We start from the raw sequence: 15,053 nt of genomic DNA on the forward strand, positions 1-15,053 counted from the left end.
TCCTCTTCCTTTTTCTTTTCCGGGTGCAATCGGCAAACAATAATGGACCGCCCTGCCCTCTTTAAAGGTTCAGTTCGATCCGGCGAAACCGGGCCATCTCTTTTCGCATTCCCGGACGGAAAACCGTTTCACGCTTTTCCTGGAAATACTTCGGACGCCCGAACGGAAGCCGGGGCAGTAAACCGCCCCGGATCCAAACTTAGAACTCCAGACCGCCTTCGCGGGCTGCCTCGGCGAGCGCCTTGACGCGGCCGTGGTAGAGAAACGCGCCACGGTCGAAGATGACCGTCTTGACGCCGGCAGCAGCGGCACGCTCGGCGACGAGCTTGCCAACGGCGGCGGCGGCAGCAACATCGGCGCCGGTCTTCAGCGAAGACTTGAGGCCGGTGTCGAGGGTCGAAGCAGCTGCCAGCGTGCGGCCGGCAACATCATCGATGATCTGCGCGTAGATGTTCTTCGAAGTGCGGTGTACGGAGAGCCGCGCGCGGCCATTGGCCACCTTCTTAAGCTGTCGGCGAACGCGGCTGGCGCGACGCACAAGAGTTTCTTTCCTGCTAGCCATATCGCGTTATCCTTACTTCTTCTTGCCTTCCTTGCGGACGATGCGTTCGTTCGCGTACTTGACGCCCTTGCCCTTGTAGGGTTCGGGGCCACGATATTCGCGAATTTCAGCAGCGACCTGGCCGACAACCTGCTTGTCGATGCCAGAGACGACGATTTCCGTCGGCTTCGGAACGGCAATGGTGATGCCCTGCGGCGGCTCATAAACAACGTCGTGCGAGAAACCGAGCGCGAGCTGCAGATTCTTGCCCTGAAGCGCTGCGCGGTAACCGACGCCGTTGATTTCGAGCTTGCGCTCGTAGCCATCCTTGACGCCCTTGAAGATGTTCTCGATCATCGTGCGGGACATGCCCCACTTGGACCGAGCGTCCTTCGTCTGCGTCGCCGGAGTCACTACGACAGCGTTGTCTTCAAACTTTACGAGGACTTCGTCATTGACGACAAAGTGCAGCTCGCCCTTCGGGCCCTTTGCGGAAACCTTCTGTCCTTCGACAGAAGCCGTCACACCTGCAGGGACCGGAACGGGCTTTTTACCGATACGAGACATTTTTTCAAACCTGTCTGTTCGTTATGGAGATCCTGCTCGGGTCTTAGAAGACCGAGCAGAGAACCTCGCCACCAACATTCTGTTCGCGAGCCTGGTGATCGGCCATCACACCCTTCGGAGTCGAAAGGATGGTGATGCCGAGGCCGTTCGCGACCTGCGGAATGGACTTGACCGAGACATAAACTCGGCGGCCCGGCTTGGAAACGCGGGCGATCTCACGGATCACGGACGCGCCTTCATAGTACTTCAGTTCGATCGACAGTTCGGTCTTGCCGTTGTCGAACGTTACTTCGGAGTAACCGCGGATGTAGCCTTCAGCCTGCAGGACATCCAGTACGCGAGCGCGCAGCTTGGAAGCCGGCGTCGTTACGGAGGACTTGCGGCGGGATACGCCGTTGCGGATACGTGTGAGCATATCGCCCAAAGGATCAGTCATCGTCATTTGCCTGTCTCCTTCTTACCAGCTCGACTTAACAAGGCCCGGCACGGAGCCGAAGTTGCCAAGTTCACGGAGCGCGATACGCGACATCTTGAGCTTACGGTAGTAAGCGCGCGGACGACCAGTGACTTCGCAACGGTTACGGATGCGGGTCTTGGAGCCATTGCGCGGCAGAGCCGCAAGCTTCAGGGTTGCCTTGAACCGCTCCTCGATGGGCAGTTCCTGGTTCATGATCACAGCCTTGAGCGCGGCGCGCTTGGTGGCCTGACCGGCTACCAGCTTGCGGCGGCGCTTATTCTTTTCGACTGCGCTGACTTTCGCCATGTTGTGTTTCCTTCTAAACGCTTGCCGTAACGATTACGCGCGGAACGGGAAGTTGAACTCTTTCAGAAGAGCCCGTGCTTCGTCGTCGTTGGGAGCCGTCGTACAAACGATGATGTCCATGCCCCACATCTGATCAACCTTGTCGTAGTTGATTTCAGGGAACACAATGTGCTCCTTGATGCCCATGGCGAAGTTGCCACGGCCGTCAAAGCTCTTGGGGTTCAGGCCCCTAAAGTCGCGAACGCGCGGAAGAGCGATGTTCACGAGACGGTCAAGGAATTCATACATGCGAGCGCCGCGCAGGGTAACCTTTGCGCCGATCGGCATATTTTCGCGAACCTTGAAGCCTGCAATCGAGTTGCGGGCACGGGTCACGACGGCCTTCTGGCCGGCGATTGCCGTAAGGTCGGCAGCAGCAACAGTAGGCTTCTTGGAGTCGGCAGTTGCCTCGCCCACACCCATGTTGATGACAATCTTGTCGAGCTTCGGGATCTGCATTTCGTTGGCGTAGGAGAACTGCTCCTGCATCGCCTTGCGGATACGCTCAACGTAGTCCTTCTTGAGCCGGGGCTCGTACTTGGTCTCAGCCATCGATCACAACTCCCGAACGCTTTGCCACGCGAACCTTCTTGTCGCCTTCGATCTTGAAACCGACGCGGGTCGGCTTGCCGTCCTTGGGGTCGGCGATCGCGAGGTTGGAGAGGTCGATGGAGGCCTCCTTGCGGACGAGACCAGCTTCCTGGGTCTGCGTCTGCTTCTGGTGACGAACAACAACGTTCACACCACGGACGACCGCACGGTTTTCCTTCGGGCTGACGCTGACGACTTCGCCAGACTTGCCCTTGTCCTTGCCGGTCAGAACGACAACCTTGTCGCCTTTACGAATCTTTTGCATCGGTCAGCTCCTTACAGCACTTCCGGAGCCAGCGAGATGATCTTCATGTGGTTCTTGGCGCGAAGTTCGCGCGGAACCGGTCCGAAGATACGGGTGCCGATCGGCTCTTTCTTGTTGTCGATAAGAACGGCTGCGTTGTTATCGAAGCGGATGACGCTGCCGTCCGGACGACGGATGTCCTTGGCGGTGCGAACGACAACCGCCTTCATAACATCGCCCTTCTTGACGCGGCCGCGCGGGATGGCTTCCTTGATCGAAACGACAATGATGTCGCCGATGGAAGCGTACTTGCGCTTGGAGCCGCCCAGCACCTTGATGCACATGACACGACGCGCGCCGGAATTGTCGGCAACGTCGAGGTTAGTCTGCATCTGAATCATGTCAGGTCGCCTTCTATTATTGACCGGAACGGTTGGCCTCCAGGGAGGCCCCTATTCCAGCTTATGGACACATTCAAAGCGGCATGTTCAGGACCGAAAACCGAAACAGGCTTTCGGGAACACGCCCGGATGTTTTTCGCGCGGAAGGATCTTTTGCAAGGTGGTATCCAATCAAGGACCTGCCGAGCGCGTAAAGCAAAAGGACGCTGATTCCAGCGTCCCTTACGCCAATGGCTGCTTCATACAGATTTCTGGGACAAAGGCAAGGCCCCTGCCCCAAAACTCCGTTAATTACTGGGCGGCAACAACCGTCCAGCGCTTATCCTTGGAGATCGGTGCGCATTCCTCGATGGAAACGACGTCGCCGACCTTGTACTGGTTGGTTTCGTCATGCGCCTTGTACTTCTTGGACCGGCGAACGGTCTTCTGAAGCAGGGGATGGGCAAAACGGCGCTCAACGCGAACGACAACGGTCTTGTCGTTCTTATCGCTGACTACGGTGCCCTGCAGAATGCGTTTCGGCATATTCTTGTATCCTTCAAGCCTTGGCTTCTGCTGCCTTTTGGGCCGCAATGGTCTTGATGCGTGCGATGTCCTTGCGGACTTCCTTCACGCGGGCTGCTTTTTCGAGCTGGCCGGTTGCCTTCTGGAAGCGCAGGTTGAACTGCTCCTTCTTCAGCTTGGCAAGCTCATCGTTCAACTGATCGGCGCTCAAAGAGCGGACGTCGGAAGCTTTCATCTCAGTCACTCCTTACTCTTCAATACGCTGCACGAAGCGCGTCTTGACAGAGAGCTTGGCGGCGCCGAGACGAAGCGCCTCGCGGGCGATTTCTTCGCTGACACCATCAATTTCGAACATGATACGGCCGGGCTTGACCTTGCATGCCCAATATTCGACCGAACCCTTACCCTTACCCATGCGGACTTCGGTCGGCTTCTTCGTGACCGGGACGTCAGGGAATACGCGGATCCACACACGGCCGGCGCGCTTCATGTAACGCGTGATCGCGCGGCGGGCCGCTTCGATCTCGCGTGCATTCACACGGTTCGGCTCCTGGGACTTCAGACCGAATTCACCGAAAGCCAGGTCAAAACCGCCCTTGGCAACGCCATGGATGCGGCCCTTGAACTGCTTGCGGTATTTTGTACGCTTTGGCTGCAACATTTTCTTACTTCTCCGAGCTTATCTTTCGCCAGCGTAGATCAAGCGTTCTCGCGGCGGCGCTCGTTACGCTCACCACGTTCACGGTTGTTCGACCCTTGCGCGTCGCCTTCGGTTGCGCGGCGCTCAGAGGCCATCGGGTCGTGTTCAAGGATTTCGCCCTTGAAGATCCAGACCTTGATGCCGCAGATGCCAAACGCGGTTTCAGCTTCGGCCACACCGTAGTCGATGTCAGCGCGGAGCGTGTGCAGCGGCACGCGACCTTCGCGATACCACTCGGTGCGTGCGATTTCTGCACCGCCGAGACGGCCGGCGCAGGTGATCTTGATGCCTTCGGCGCCGAGACGCATGGCCGACTGAACGGCACGCTTCATCGCACGGCGGAAAGCCACGCGACGCTCGAGCTGCTGGGCGATCGACTGGGCGACGAGCGTCGAGTCGATTTCCGGCTTGCGCACTTCAACGATGTTGAGGTGCGTTTCCGAGTTCGTCATCGTCGAGATCTTCTTGCGAAGCTTCTCGATGTCAGCGCCCTTCTTCCCGATGATCAGGCCCGGGCGAGCCGAGTGGATCGTGACGCGGCACTTCTTGTGCGGACGCTCGATGACCACCTTGGCAATGCCGGCAGCCTTGAGCTCTTCCATGAGGTAGGCGCGGATCGCCAGGTCTTCATGGAGCAGCTGGCCGTATTCGGCGTTGTCGGCGAACCAACGGCTGTCCCAGGTCCGGTTGATGCCCAGACGGAAGCCGATCGGATTAATCTTCTGGCCCATTATGCGGCCTCCCCTTGTTCAACTTCCCGAACGATGATCGTCAGGTGCGCGAAGGGCTTTTCGATACGCGATGCACGGCCGCGGCCACGAGCGTGGAAACGCTTCATGACGATCGACTTGCCAACATAAGCCTCTGCGACAACGAGCGAGTCGACGTCGAGATCGTGGTTGTTTTCAGCGTTTGCGATCGCCGATTCCAGGGTCTTCTTGACCTGGCTTGCGATGCGCTTGCGCGAGAATTCAAGCTCGGCGAGAGCCTTGTCGACCTTCTTGCCGCGAATGGTCGCGGCAACAAGGTTGAGCTTCTGCGGGCTGACGCGGAGCGTGCGGGCAATTGCCTGCGCTTCGTTGTCGGCAAGCCGGCGTTCTGTCTTAGCCTTGCCCATGATTACTTCCTCTTCGCCTTCTTGTCCGCGCCGTGACCGTAGTAGGTACGGGTCGGAGCGAATTCACCGAACTTGTGGCCGACCATGTCTTCATTGACAGCAACCGGGATGTGCTTGCTGCCGTTGTAGACGCCAAACGTCAGACCAACGAACTGCGGCAGGATCGTGGAGCGACGGCTCCAGATCTTGATCACTTCCGCACGACCGCCTTCGCGGACCTTCTCAGCCTTCTTGAGAAGATAGCCGTCAACAAACGGGCCTTTCCAAACTGAACGAGCCATTATGACTACCTCTCTTACTTCTTCTTCTGGTGGCGCGAGCGCATGATGAACTTGTCGGTCGACTTGTTCGAACGAGTGCGCTTGCCCTTGGTGGGCTTGCCCCACGGGGTCACCGGATGGCGACCACCGGAGGTGCGGCCTTCACCACCACCATGCGGGTGGTCGACCGGGTTCATGACGACGCCGCGAACGTGCGGACGCTTGCCGCGCCAACGCGAACGACCAGCCTTGCCGTCGTTGATGTTGCCGTGGTCGGGGTTCGAAACGGCGCCGATCGTGGCGAGGCAGGTCGCATGAACGAGGCGCTGTTCGCCCGAGTTCAGACGAAGGATCGCCATGCCCTGGTCGCGGCCGACGAGCTGGGCGTAAGCGCCAGCCGAACGGGCAACCTGACCGCCCTTGCCGGGCTTCAGTTCGACGTTGTGGATGATCGTGCCGACCGGGATGTACTGAAGCGGCATGGTGTTGCCGGGCTTCACGTCCACTGCCTTGGTCGAAGCGATGACCTTGTCGCCTTCAGCGATACGCTGCGGAGCCAGGATATAGGCCTGTTCGCCATCAGCGTAGTTCACGAGTGCGATGAAGGCGGTGCGGTTCGGGTCATACTCGAGACGCGCGATCGTGCCTTCAACGTCGAACTTGCGACGCTTGAAATCGACGAGACGGTAAGTCCGCTTGTGACCGCCGCCCTGGAACCGCACGGTGATGCGGCCCATGTTGTTGCGGCCGCCCTTGGAGGTCAGACCTTCCGTCAGCGACTTGACCGGCTTGCCCTTATAGAGGCCAGAACGGTCCACGATGACCAGCTGACGCTGGCTCGGGGTCGTGGGGTTGTAATTCTTCAATGCCATTGTCGTTTACCCTCACAGTCCGGTGGAGACGTCGATGGACTGACCGTCAACGAGCGTGACGATGGCCTTCTTGACGTCCGACTGCTTGCCGGCAAAGCCGCGGAAACGCTTCGTCTTGCCCTTGCGGACCAGCGTGTTCACAGCCTTGACCTTCACACCGAAGAGCGCTTCTACGGCAGCCTTGATTTCAGGCTTCGAAGCGTCCTTGGCGACGTTGAATACAACCTGGTTCTGTTCGGAAACCAGCGTCGACTTTTCCGTGATCACGGGAGTGCGGATCACATCGTAGTGGCGAAGATCAGTCATTTGAACCGCTCCTCCAGAGCTTCAACCGCAGCCTTGGAAAGCACGAGCTTGCCGCGGCGCAGGATGTCATAAACGTTGATGCCCTGAACCGGAAGAACATCGATGTTCGGGATGTTCTGAGCAGCGAGCTTGAAGTTTGTGTCAAGCTCGGCGCCACCGATGATGAGAGCGTTGGTCAGGCCGAGGCCGGCGAATGCACCGGCAAGAGCCTTGGTCTTGGCATCGTTGGCAACCAGGTTGTCAACGATGATCAGCTCTTCAGCCTTCGCCTTGGCGGACAGCGCATGGCGCAGGGCCAGAGCGCGGACCTTCTTCGGCAGGTCGTAGGAATGGTCACGGGAAACCGGACCATGAGCCTTACCACCACCGCGGAACTGCGGAGCGCGTGCAGAGTGATGGCGGGCGCGGCCCGTACCCTTCTGCTTGAACATCTTTGCACCCGTGCGGGAAACTTCGCCGCGGGTCAGAGACTGATGGGTGCCCTGGCGCTTGGCAGCGAGCTGGTAGCGCACCATGCGAGCGATAATGTCCTCACGGACTTCGAGGCCGAAGATTGCGTCGGAAAGAGAAACCTTCCCTGCGTCCTTGCCCTCGAGGGTTTTGACGGTCAGATCCATAATCAAGGCTCCCTTACTTAGCTTCTGCGGCGCGGACGCCAGCCGGGCGCGGAGCGTTATCCGGCGCACCGGACTTCACTGCATCGCGAACGAGGATCCATGCGCCCTTAGAACCGGGAACTGCACCCTTGACGAGGATCAGGCCACGCGTTTCGTCGGTCGAAACGACTTCGAGGTTCTGGGTGGTGACGCGTGTCTGGCCCATGTGACCAGCCATGCGCTTGCCCTTCCAGACCTTGCCCGGGTCCTGGTTGTTACCCGTCGAACCGTGCGAACGGTGCGAAACGGAAACGCCGTGCGTTGCACGCAGACCGCCGAAGTTGTGACGCTTGATGGCGCCGGCGAAACCCTTACCCTGGGTCGTGCCGGTGACGTCGACGAGCTGGCCAGCGACGAAGTGCGAAGCAACGATCTCGCTGCCGACTTCGATGAGGTTGTCGGCGGAAACGCGGAACTCAGCGAGCTTCGCCTTCGGCTCAACGCTTGCGGCAGCAAAATTGCCGCGCATGGCCTTCGAGGTGTTCTTCACCTTCGAGGAGCCGGCGCCGAGCTGAACAGCCGTGTAGCCGTTCTTGTCTTCCGTGCGCTGGGCTACCACCTGGCAGTTTTCCAGTCGCAATACTGTTACCGGGATATGCTCACCCGCATCGTTGTAGACGCGTGTCATTCCCACTTTCTGTGCAATCACACCTGAACGCATCGGTTCATTCCTTTTGAGAGTCCTTTAGGAGCGTTAAGCTCCCTCTTGCCTCTTGTTTAAGGATTCCATCCGGACATGATGTCCTTTGGTTTCCCGTTTCTAGAAGACGTTGGCCATGCGGCCACGTACCTTCCTTGTTGTTTCGGCTTGCGCCGGACTTTCAGCTTTTTACAGCTTGATCTCTACGTCGACGCCGGCAGCGAGGTCGAGCTTCATGAGCGCGTCAACCGTCTGGGGGGTCGGGTCCACGATGTCGAGGAGGCGCTTGTGCGTGCGCATCTCGAACTGTTCGCGGCTCTTCTTGTCAACGTGGGGCGACCGGTTGACAGTGAACTTTTCGATGCGGGTCGGCAGCGGAACCGGACCGCGTACAGAAGCGCCGGTGCGCTTTGCGGTCGACACGATCTCGCGCGTGGAGGCATCGAGGATCCGGTGATCAAACGCCTTCAGGCGGATGCGGATATTCTGGCCGTTCATTCGTTTCGTCCTTGTTCAACATGTTCCGCCTGGCAGAACTGTTTTGAATCTTTTGTTCTTACCTAAAGCGAGACAGGGACCCTTCAGAGCCCCTGCCCCAAGCCATTATCGACTAGTCGAGATTACTCGACGATCGAAGCAACGATGCCGGCGCCGACGGTACGGCCGCCTTCGCGGATAGCGAAGCGCAGCTTTTCTTCCATCGCGATCGGAACGATCAGCTCGACGTCAACCGTGACGTTGTCGCCCGGCATAACCATTTCCGTGCCTTCCGGAAGCGTTACGATGCCCGTAACGTCCGTCGTGCGGAAGTAGAACTGCGGACGGTAGTTCGTGAAGAACGGCGTATGACGGCCGCCTTCTTCCTTCGTCAGGATGTAGGCTTCTGCCTTGAACTTCTTGTGCGGCTTGACCGAACCCGGCTTGCAGAGGATCTGGCCACGCTCAACGCCATCACGGTTCACACCGCGGATCAGGGCGCCGATGTTGTCGCCGGCCTGGCCCTGGTCGAGAAGCTTGCGGAACATTTCAACGCCCGTCACCGTCGTCTTCGACGTGGCGCGGATGCCGACGATTTCAACTTCTTCACCAACCTTGACGATACCGCGCTCAACGCGACCCGTCACAACCGTACCACGGCCCGAGATCGAGAACACGTCTTCGATCGGCATCAGGAAGGGCTGGTCGATCGGACGCTCAGGCGTCGGGATGTAGGCGTCAACCTGAGCCATCAGCTCGCGGATGGCGTCTTCGCCGATCGTCTTGTTGCTATCTTCCAGAGCAGCAAGAGCAGAGCCCTTGACGATCGGGATATCGTCGCCCGGGAAGTCGTAGGACGACAGCAGTTCGCGAACTTCGAGTTCGACGAGTTCCAGCAGTTCTGCGTCGTCAACCTGGTCAACCTTGTTGAGGAAGACAACGATGGCCGGAACGCCAACCTGGCGAGCGAGCAGGATGTGTTCGCGCGTCTGCGGCATCGGGCCGTCAGCAGCCGAGCAAACCAGGATCGCGCCGTCCATCTGGGCAGCACCGGTGATCATGTTCTTGACGTAGTCGGCGTGGCCGGGGCAGTCAACGTGAGCGTAGTGGCGCGCTGCCGTCTCATACTCAACGTGTGCCGTCGAGATCGTGATGCCGCGGGCCTTTTCTTCCGGAGCGGCGTCGATCTGGTCGTACGCCTTGAACTCGCCGAAATACTTCGTGATCGCAGCCGTCAGGGACGTCTTGCCATGGTCAACGTGACCGATCGTGCCAATGTTGACGTGCGGCTTGTTGCGCTCGAATTTACCTTTTGCCATTTCCGGCTCTCCATTCCTGGGCCCCGTTCAGGGCCATCAAATTCAAAAAAGGTTCGGTTGTATTCCGGTCACTTCTGACCGGAATACTTTGCCTGGATTTCCTGTGCGACGTTCGACGGAACCGGCGCGTAATGATCGAAGACCATCGAGTACTGTGCGCGGCCCTGCGACATGGAGCGCAGGTTGTCGACGTACTTGAACATGTTCGCCAGCGGCACATGTGCCTGAATGACGATCGCGATGCCGCGCTGTTCCTGGCCCTGGATCTGGCCACGACGGGAGTTCAGGTCGCCGATAACGTCGCCGACATAGTCTTCCGGCGTTACGACTTCGACCTTCATCATCGGCTCGAGGAGCTGAGCGCCGGCCTTCTTCGCTGCTTCACGGAAGCAGGCGCGGGAAGCGATTTCGAACGCCAGAACCGAAGAGTCAACATCGTGGAAGGCGCCGTCGATGAGCGTCGCCTTGACGCCGAGCATCGGGAAGCCTGCGAGCGGACCCGAAGACAGAACGCTTTCGATACCCTTCTGAACGCCCGGGATGTATTCCTTCGGAACAGCACCGCCGACGATCTTGGATTCGAACTTGAATTCGTCGCCTTCCGGGTTCGGTTCGAAGATGAGCTTGACGCGCGCGAACTGGCCGGTACCACCGGACTGCTTCTTGTGCGTGTAGTCTTCTTCGTGCTGACGCGTGATGGTTTCGCGGTAGGCAACCTGCGGAGCACCGACGTTGGCTTCAACCTTGAACTCGCGACGCATACGGTCAACGATGATGTCGAGGTGAAGTTCGCCCATGCCAGCGATGATCGTCTGGCCGGATTCCTGGTCGGTCTTGACGCGGAAGGACGGGTCTTCAGCAGCCAGGCGGTTGAGCGCGAGGCCCATCTTTTCCTGGTCGCCCTTGGACTTCGGCTCGATTGCGATCTGGATAACCGGTTCCGGGAATTCCATGCGCTCGAGGATAACCGGCTTCAGCGGATCGCAGAGCGTGTCACCCGTCGTCGTTTCCTTGAGGCCAGCCAGAGCAACGATGTCGCCTGCGAAGGCTTCTTCGATGTCTTCGCGGCTGTTCGAGTGCATCTGCAGCATGCGGCCGACGCGCTCGCGCTTGTCCTTGACCGTATTGAGAACCGAAACGCCCTTTTCGAGCTTGCCCGAATAGATGCGGGCGAAGGTCAGCGAACCGACGAAGGGGTCGTTCATGATCTTGAATGCGAGCATGGAAAGCGGCTCGCTGTCATCGGCATGACGCTCGATTTCAGCTTCAGTCTTGAAGTCGATGCCCTTGATCGCCGGAATGTCGAGCGGCGAAGGCAGGTAGTCGACAACTGCGTCGAGCAGCGGCTGAACGCCCTTGTTCTTGAAGGCAGTGCCGCAGAACATCGGGTGGAACTTGACGTCGATCGTGCCGCGACGAACGAGTTCGCGGATCTTGTCGTTGTCGGGCATGACGCCTTCGAGATAGGCTTCCATCGCTTCTTCGTCGATCTCGACAACCGTCTCGATCAGCTTTTCGCGATATTCTTCAGCCTTGGCCTTCAGGTCAGCCGGGATTTCAACGACATCCCACTGTGCGCCGAGCGATTCATCGCGCCATACGAGCGCGTTCATCTCGATCAGGTCGACAACGCCGAGGAAGTCGCTTTCAGCGCCGATCGGCAGCTGCATAACGACAGCGGTCGCGCCAAGACGGGTCTTGATCATTTCTACCGAACGGTAGAAGTCAGCGCCGGTCTTGTCCATCTTGTTGCAGAAGATCATGCGCGGAACGTTGTACTTCTCAGCCTGACGCCAGACGGTTTCCGTCTGCGGCTCTACGCCTGCGTTGGCATCGAGAAGGGCAATCGCACCGTCGAGAACGCGCAGCGAACGTTCGACTTCGATGGTGAAGTCAACGTGGCCGGGGGTGTCGATGATGTTGAAGCGGCGGGTCTTGCCGTCACGGCCCTTCCAGTAGGTCGTGGTGGCAGCAGACGTGATCGTGATGCCGCGTTCCTGTTCCTGCTCCATCCAGTCCATCGTAGCGGCGCCGTCATGGACTTCGCCGATCTTGTGGGACTTGCCGGTGTAGTAAAGGATGCGTTCGGTCGTCGTCGTCTTGCCGGCGTCGATATGCGCCATGATACCGAAATTGCGGTAGTCTTCGATTTTATATTCGCGGGCCATAGTGGTCTGCCTTCCTTGTCGAGATTACCAGCGATAGTGCGAGAACGCGCGGTTCGCGTCAGCCATCTTGTGGGTGTCTTCGCGCTTCTTGACAGCCGAACCACGGTTGTTCGAGGCATCAAGAAGTTCGCCGCAGAGGCGATCAACCATGGTCGTTTCGTTGCGCTTGCGAGCAGCAGCGATCAGCCAACGGATAGCGAGAGCCTGACGGCGCTCCGGACGAACGTCGACCGGGACCTGGTAGGTTGCACCACCAACGCGGCGCGAACGGACTTCAACGTGCGGAGCAATGTTGTCGAGCGCCTGATGGAAGACGTTCAGGGGCTCCTGCTTCGACTTGCCTTCAACGGCATCGAAGGCGCCATAAACGATGGTTTCGGCAACAGACTTCTTGCCGTCCAGCATGATGGCGTTCATGAACTTCGTAACGACAAGATCACCGAACTTCGGATCGGGGTTGATCTCACGCTTTTCTGCTCTGTGGCGACGGGACATATTATTCGTCTCTCAACTGTTTTAACGGCCGATGGCGGGACTAGCCCGCCGACCCATGGAATTCTTACTTCGGACGCTTCGCGCCGTACTTCGAACGACGCTGCTTGCGGTTCTTGACGCCCTGGGTGTCGAGAACGCCGCGGATGATGTGGTAACGCACACCCGGCAAGTCCTTTACGCGGCCGCCGCGGATCATGACCACAGAGTGTTCCTGAAGGTTATGGCCTTCACCGGGGATGTAACCGATGACTTCGAAGCCGTTCGTCAGGCGAATCTTGGCAACCTTACGCAGAGCCGAGTTCGGCTTCTTCGGGGTCGTCGTGTAAACGCGGGTGCATACACCGCGCTTCTGCGGGTTCTGCTGCAGAGCGGGAACCTTGTTGCGCTTAACCTGTGCCTGGCGTGGCTTGCGGATCAGCTGGTTTACGGTAGGCATATACCCATCCCTTTAAGTCTTGTCTCGTTACCCTCTCGGGCGTTTACACGGGGCACATTAATGCGCAAAATCAGGGCTATTCCCCTCAAAAAGGAGAAAGCCCTCGATAAAGCAGAGGACGCCTTGCGACGTCTTGCATGCTGCAATCAATGCTTCGCGTGCGATATAAGGGCCTTGTTTGAGGTGTCATCCAGAACGAGTCATTCCGAAACAGCCAACCTCACATCGGCTCTGATGGCGTGGCGTTTACTGTCTTAAGGGGTCACAGTCAAGGCCATCCACGCAATTTTCTTGGAGGCCACCGCGCTGAAAGCCCGGTAACGCGGGCTTTTGAGCCGGAGAATGCGCAAATCTGGTTGCCGTTTAACAAAAATGCCTGTGTTTCCGCGCCGCTTGCGTTTAAGAATCGCTTAACCCCTTCGCGCGGTCACATCCCGCCGATTCTTCATCCCAAAGGTTGTCGTTTCGACGCCGATTCTTCGAGGCCCTTCATGAATACTCCCGACAACGACAACATTGCCGATCTTCCGCTCGTCTTCATCATTATCGGAAAGGCGTATATCAAGGAAGGTGAAGGTGTCGACATTCACGTCATGCTGACCGCACCGGATGACGACACGGCGGTGCGCACGACGCTGAACGCGCTGGCCGATGAAGGCTTCATCGAGGCCGATCTCGACCAGATCGGGACCCTGACCGAAATTCCGGTAGACGAGCCGCATGCCTCCGCCTTCCAGGGTGCCCTGGAAGGCGAAGTCGCCATCATACGGTTTGCGTGACGACTTTCACCCGGCCTGCCTCGTCCGCCAGGACGCCGGCGGCCGGGGCCATTCCCTTTTGAGCAGTGTCGCTGGACAATCGCCGTGCAAAGTGCCGCGCAATCGCGGCATTGTCGCGGAAGGCGGCGCCTGCAACGACCTCTGAGAGGCGCTCGGACATGCGCTTGCCAAAGCGCAGCAGAGAACGGCTTCCCCTGCCCTCCGGAACGACATTCGCGTAGTGATCCGCCATCACCTGGCGCATCCGGTCCGCCTCGCGGGCCATGACGCCCGCATCGAATGTCACGACACCCGGCGCCCGCATGAAAAACACGCCTGTCGTTCCGGCGCAGCGCCCTGCAGTCGATGGCGCTTCGACAAGCCCGGCGAGACCCGCAGCGACGCGGAGCGTGAACGGGTTGAAGTTGAAGATATGGCCGAAGTGAAACAACCTGCCCTTGAGCTTGCGCTGCGCGTCGTCGGCGATGTCCGGCACTTCCACATAGAGCACGCCATCCTCGGCCAGCATCCCGGCGAGATGTCTCAGCGTGACGACCGGCTCGGGCAGATGTTCGAGAACATGGCTGAGCCGAATGAGATCGAACCGGTCGCTGGAAAAGTCGAAGTCCTCCAGCCTGCCCGTCCTGACCTCCAGACCGAGATCTTCCCGGCAGTAGCCGGCGTAGTCGATGTTCGGCTCGACGCCGCGTGTCGCGATGCCAGAGGCCTTTGCGAGATAGAGAAACTCGCCGCTGCCCGCGCCGATGTCGATGCAGGTCCGGACTTTGCCATAAACGTCCGCAAAGGTCCGGAAATGCCGCAGGGTGCGGCCAAAATTGCGCCAGACCTGGCGTTTGCGCGGTTTGCTGGCACCCTTGTATTCCCTCCGGTAGTGCTGGGCGTAGAATTGCGCCAGCGTTTCCATGTCCGGAATAGGATCATTGGTTACCACGCCACATCCTTTGCACCGCACCGTGACGAGTGGCTTTCCATGACGGTCAAAGCGCGAAACAATATCTTTGGCGGCAGAGCGGCATAGCTGGCAATTATCGGTCATCAGGCCCCCCCAGGCCATCAGCGTGCAATAATTACAAAGTGAAATGAAATCCCCCTCCTGTCGAGAGTTGAAGGGGCATTTCCTGCGAAAAATCGTTTACTCCCCAGGACGCAGCAACCAAGCCTCAGCAGCAGACTACGCC

Annotated in this window: 24 protein-coding genes; 1 reads left to right on the top strand and 23 read right to left on the bottom strand. The window is 58.8% G+C overall.

Annotation, left to right across the window (positions count from 1 at the left end; translation table 11 throughout):
• Nucleotides 1-199: 199 nt before the first annotated feature.
• The 22 genes from rplR to rpsL form a co-directional block, all read right to left on the bottom strand.
• A complete protein-coding gene (rplR, locus tag LQK84_RS01970) occupies nucleotides 200-562 on the bottom strand; it encodes a 50S ribosomal protein L18 (protein WP_230826912.1) in 363 nt (120 codons plus the stop codon).
• 12 nt (nucleotides 563-574) lie between these two features.
• Entirely contained in the window at nucleotides 575-1,108 is a 534-nt protein-coding gene (gene rplF, locus LQK84_RS01975; protein WP_230826913.1) for a 50S ribosomal protein L6, read from the bottom strand.
• Nucleotides 1,109-1,151: 43 nt separating this feature from the next.
• Nucleotides 1,152-1,550 carry a 30S ribosomal protein S8 gene (rpsH, locus tag LQK84_RS01980; protein ID WP_109857956.1) on the bottom strand — a complete coding sequence of 133 codons (399 nt, stop codon included), beginning with the start codon at nucleotides 1,548-1,550 and terminating at the stop codon, nucleotides 1,152-1,154.
• Nucleotides 1,551-1,565: 15 nt separating this feature from the next.
• Nucleotides 1,566-1,871, bottom strand: a complete 306-nt coding sequence (gene rpsN / locus LQK84_RS01985; protein ID WP_112697861.1) for a 30S ribosomal protein S14 — start codon at nucleotides 1,869-1,871, stop codon at nucleotides 1,566-1,568.
• Between the two features lie 33 nt (nucleotides 1,872-1,904).
• Complete coding sequence (gene rplE / locus LQK84_RS01990) at nucleotides 1,905-2,462, bottom strand: 50S ribosomal protein L5 (RefSeq protein WP_230826914.1); 558 nt, start codon at nucleotides 2,460-2,462, stop codon at nucleotides 1,905-1,907.
• Nucleotides 2,455-2,766: a 50S ribosomal protein L24 gene (gene rplX, locus LQK84_RS01995; protein ID WP_109857959.1), complete on the bottom strand. Its 312-nt coding sequence runs from the start codon at nucleotides 2,764-2,766 to the stop codon at nucleotides 2,455-2,457. Before rplX ends, rplE begins: the two co-directional genes overlap by 8 nt.
• Nucleotides 2,767-2,777: 11 nt before the next feature.
• Nucleotides 2,778-3,146 (bottom strand): 50S ribosomal protein L14, encoded by a 369-nt coding sequence (gene rplN, locus LQK84_RS02000; RefSeq protein WP_007770138.1) that lies wholly within the window; start codon nucleotides 3,144-3,146, stop codon nucleotides 2,778-2,780.
• Nucleotides 3,147-3,437: 291 nt separating this feature from the next.
• Nucleotides 3,438-3,671, bottom strand: coding sequence for a 30S ribosomal protein S17 (rpsQ, locus tag LQK84_RS02005; RefSeq protein WP_109857960.1), 234 nt, complete (start codon nucleotides 3,669-3,671; stop codon nucleotides 3,438-3,440).
• Between the two features lie 13 nt (nucleotides 3,672-3,684).
• Complete coding sequence (rpmC, locus tag LQK84_RS02010) at nucleotides 3,685-3,885, bottom strand: 50S ribosomal protein L29 (RefSeq protein ID WP_230826915.1); 201 nt, start codon at nucleotides 3,883-3,885, stop codon at nucleotides 3,685-3,687.
• Between the two features lie 12 nt (nucleotides 3,886-3,897).
• Nucleotides 3,898-4,311, bottom strand: a complete 414-nt coding sequence (rplP, locus tag LQK84_RS02015; protein ID WP_230826916.1) for a 50S ribosomal protein L16 — start codon at nucleotides 4,309-4,311, stop codon at nucleotides 3,898-3,900.
• A gap of 38 nt (nucleotides 4,312-4,349) precedes the next feature.
• Complete coding sequence (gene rpsC, locus LQK84_RS02020; RefSeq protein ID WP_109857963.1) at nucleotides 4,350-5,081, bottom strand: 30S ribosomal protein S3; 732 nt, start codon at nucleotides 5,079-5,081, stop codon at nucleotides 4,350-4,352.
• Complete coding sequence (rplV, locus tag LQK84_RS02025; protein ID WP_230826917.1) at nucleotides 5,081-5,467, bottom strand: 50S ribosomal protein L22; 387 nt, start codon at nucleotides 5,465-5,467, stop codon at nucleotides 5,081-5,083. The genes rpsC and rplV overlap by 1 nt, the downstream gene beginning before the upstream one ends.
• Before the next feature lie 2 nt (nucleotides 5,468-5,469).
• On the bottom strand, nucleotides 5,470-5,748 hold the full coding sequence (gene rpsS / locus LQK84_RS02030; protein ID WP_109857965.1) for a 30S ribosomal protein S19: 279 nt from the start codon (nucleotides 5,746-5,748) through the stop codon (nucleotides 5,470-5,472).
• A 14-nt stretch (nucleotides 5,749-5,762) separates the two neighbouring features.
• The gene (rplB, locus tag LQK84_RS02035; RefSeq protein WP_230826918.1) at nucleotides 5,763-6,599 is read right to left on the bottom strand and encodes a 50S ribosomal protein L2; all 837 of its coding nucleotides are present in this window, start codon (nucleotides 6,597-6,599) and stop codon (nucleotides 5,763-5,765) included.
• 12 nt (nucleotides 6,600-6,611) lie between these two features.
• The gene (locus LQK84_RS02040) at nucleotides 6,612-6,905 is read right to left on the bottom strand and encodes a 50S ribosomal protein L23 (RefSeq protein ID WP_230826919.1); all 294 of its coding nucleotides are present in this window, start codon (nucleotides 6,903-6,905) and stop codon (nucleotides 6,612-6,614) included.
• Nucleotides 6,902-7,522, bottom strand: a complete 621-nt coding sequence (gene rplD / locus LQK84_RS02045; RefSeq protein WP_230826920.1) for a 50S ribosomal protein L4 — start codon at nucleotides 7,520-7,522, stop codon at nucleotides 6,902-6,904. The genes LQK84_RS02040 and rplD overlap by 4 nt, the downstream gene beginning before the upstream one ends.
• A gap of 13 nt (nucleotides 7,523-7,535) precedes the next feature.
• Entirely contained in the window at nucleotides 7,536-8,222 is a 687-nt protein-coding gene (gene rplC, locus LQK84_RS02050) for a 50S ribosomal protein L3 (RefSeq protein WP_230826921.1), read from the bottom strand.
• A 168-nt stretch (nucleotides 8,223-8,390) separates the two neighbouring features.
• Entirely contained in the window at nucleotides 8,391-8,699 is a 309-nt protein-coding gene (rpsJ, locus tag LQK84_RS02055) for a 30S ribosomal protein S10 (protein WP_003507767.1), read from the bottom strand.
• A 122-nt stretch (nucleotides 8,700-8,821) separates the two neighbouring features.
• Nucleotides 8,822-9,997, bottom strand: coding sequence for an elongation factor Tu (gene tuf / locus LQK84_RS02060; protein ID WP_230826922.1), 1,176 nt, complete (start codon nucleotides 9,995-9,997; stop codon nucleotides 8,822-8,824).
• Between the two features lie 68 nt (nucleotides 9,998-10,065).
• Nucleotides 10,066-12,165, bottom strand: a complete 2,100-nt coding sequence (fusA, locus tag LQK84_RS02065; RefSeq protein ID WP_230826923.1) for an elongation factor G — start codon at nucleotides 12,163-12,165, stop codon at nucleotides 10,066-10,068.
• 24 nt (nucleotides 12,166-12,189) lie between these two features.
• The gene (rpsG, locus tag LQK84_RS02070; RefSeq protein ID WP_230826924.1) at nucleotides 12,190-12,660 is read right to left on the bottom strand and encodes a 30S ribosomal protein S7; all 471 of its coding nucleotides are present in this window, start codon (nucleotides 12,658-12,660) and stop codon (nucleotides 12,190-12,192) included.
• 64 nt (nucleotides 12,661-12,724) lie between these two features.
• Nucleotides 12,725-13,096, bottom strand: a complete 372-nt coding sequence (gene rpsL, locus LQK84_RS02075) for a 30S ribosomal protein S12 (RefSeq protein ID WP_075628830.1) — start codon at nucleotides 13,094-13,096, stop codon at nucleotides 12,725-12,727.
• Between the two features lie 491 nt (nucleotides 13,097-13,587).
• Between rpsL and LQK84_RS02080 the strand changes: the two genes are divergently transcribed.
• On the top strand, nucleotides 13,588-13,875 hold the full coding sequence (locus LQK84_RS02080; protein WP_230826925.1) for a transcriptional regulator: 288 nt from the start codon (nucleotides 13,588-13,590) through the stop codon (nucleotides 13,873-13,875).
• On the opposite strand, the gene LQK84_RS02085 is transcribed toward LQK84_RS02080, so the two are convergent.
• The gene (locus tag LQK84_RS02085; protein ID WP_230826926.1) at nucleotides 13,859-14,806 is read right to left on the bottom strand and encodes a class I SAM-dependent methyltransferase; all 948 of its coding nucleotides are present in this window, start codon (nucleotides 14,804-14,806) and stop codon (nucleotides 13,859-13,861) included. The two genes, LQK84_RS02080 and LQK84_RS02085, sit on opposite strands and share 17 nt — an antisense overlap.
• Nucleotides 14,807-15,053 lie beyond the last annotated feature (247 nt).

Origin of the sequence: Rhizobium sp. C4 (assembly GCF_021026315.1) — a bacterium.
Classification (GTDB): domain Bacteria; phylum Pseudomonadota; class Alphaproteobacteria; order Rhizobiales; family Rhizobiaceae; genus Ensifer_A.

Excerpts from the sequence above, each read along its gene's own strand:
- rplR (WP_230826912.1), bottom strand. The coding sequence starts at position 562 with ATGGCTAGCAGGAAAGAAACTCTTGTGCGTCGCGCCAGCCGCGTTCGC.
- rplF (WP_230826913.1), bottom strand. The coding sequence starts at position 1,108 with ATGTCTCGTATCGGTAAAAAGCCCGTTCCGGTCCCTGCAGGTGTGACG.
- rpsH (WP_109857956.1), bottom strand. The coding sequence starts at position 1,550 with ATGACGATGACTGATCCTTTGGGCGATATGCTCACACGTATCCGCAAC.
- rpsN (WP_112697861.1), bottom strand. The coding sequence starts at position 1,871 with ATGGCGAAAGTCAGCGCAGTCGAAAAGAATAAGCGCCGCCGCAAGCTG.
- rplE (WP_230826914.1), bottom strand. The coding sequence starts at position 2,462 with ATGGCTGAGACCAAGTACGAGCCCCGGCTCAAGAAGGACTACGTTGAG.
- rplX (WP_109857959.1), bottom strand. The coding sequence starts at position 2,766 with ATGCAAAAGATTCGTAAAGGCGACAAGGTTGTCGTTCTGACCGGCAAG.
- rplN (WP_007770138.1), bottom strand. The coding sequence starts at position 3,146 with ATGATTCAGATGCAGACTAACCTCGACGTTGCCGACAATTCCGGCGCG.
- rpsQ (WP_109857960.1), bottom strand. The coding sequence starts at position 3,671 with ATGCCGAAACGCATTCTGCAGGGCACCGTAGTCAGCGATAAGAACGAC.
- rpmC (WP_230826915.1), bottom strand. The coding sequence starts at position 3,885 with ATGAAAGCTTCCGACGTCCGCTCTTTGAGCGCCGATCAGTTGAACGAT.
- rplP (WP_230826916.1), bottom strand. The coding sequence starts at position 4,311 with ATGTTGCAGCCAAAGCGTACAAAATACCGCAAGCAGTTCAAGGGCCGC.
- rpsC (WP_109857963.1), bottom strand. The coding sequence starts at position 5,081 with ATGGGCCAGAAGATTAATCCGATCGGCTTCCGTCTGGGCATCAACCGG.
- rplV (WP_230826917.1), bottom strand. The coding sequence starts at position 5,467 with ATGGGCAAGGCTAAGACAGAACGCCGGCTTGCCGACAACGAAGCGCAG.
- rpsS (WP_109857965.1), bottom strand. The coding sequence starts at position 5,748 with ATGGCTCGTTCAGTTTGGAAAGGCCCGTTTGTTGACGGCTATCTTCTC.
- rplB (WP_230826918.1), bottom strand. The coding sequence starts at position 6,599 with ATGGCATTGAAGAATTACAACCCCACGACCCCGAGCCAGCGTCAGCTG.
- LQK84_RS02040 (WP_230826919.1), bottom strand. The coding sequence starts at position 6,905 with ATGACTGATCTTCGCCACTACGATGTGATCCGCACTCCCGTGATCACG.
- rplD (WP_230826920.1), bottom strand. The coding sequence starts at position 7,522 with ATGGATCTGACCGTCAAAACCCTCGAGGGCAAGGACGCAGGGAAGGTT.
- rplC (WP_230826921.1), bottom strand. The coding sequence starts at position 8,222 with ATGCGTTCAGGTGTGATTGCACAGAAAGTGGGAATGACACGCGTCTAC.
- rpsJ (WP_003507767.1), bottom strand. The coding sequence starts at position 8,699 with ATGAACGGCCAGAATATCCGCATCCGCCTGAAGGCGTTTGATCACCGG.
- tuf (WP_230826922.1), bottom strand. The coding sequence starts at position 9,997 with ATGGCAAAAGGTAAATTCGAGCGCAACAAGCCGCACGTCAACATTGGC.
- fusA (WP_230826923.1), bottom strand. The coding sequence starts at position 12,165 with ATGGCCCGCGAATATAAAATCGAAGACTACCGCAATTTCGGTATCATG.
- rpsG (WP_230826924.1), bottom strand. The coding sequence starts at position 12,660 with ATGTCCCGTCGCCACAGAGCAGAAAAGCGTGAGATCAACCCCGATCCG.
- rpsL (WP_075628830.1), bottom strand. The coding sequence starts at position 13,096 with ATGCCTACCGTAAACCAGCTGATCCGCAAGCCACGCCAGGCACAGGTT.
- LQK84_RS02080 (WP_230826925.1), top strand. The coding sequence starts at position 13,588 with ATGAATACTCCCGACAACGACAACATTGCCGATCTTCCGCTCGTCTTC.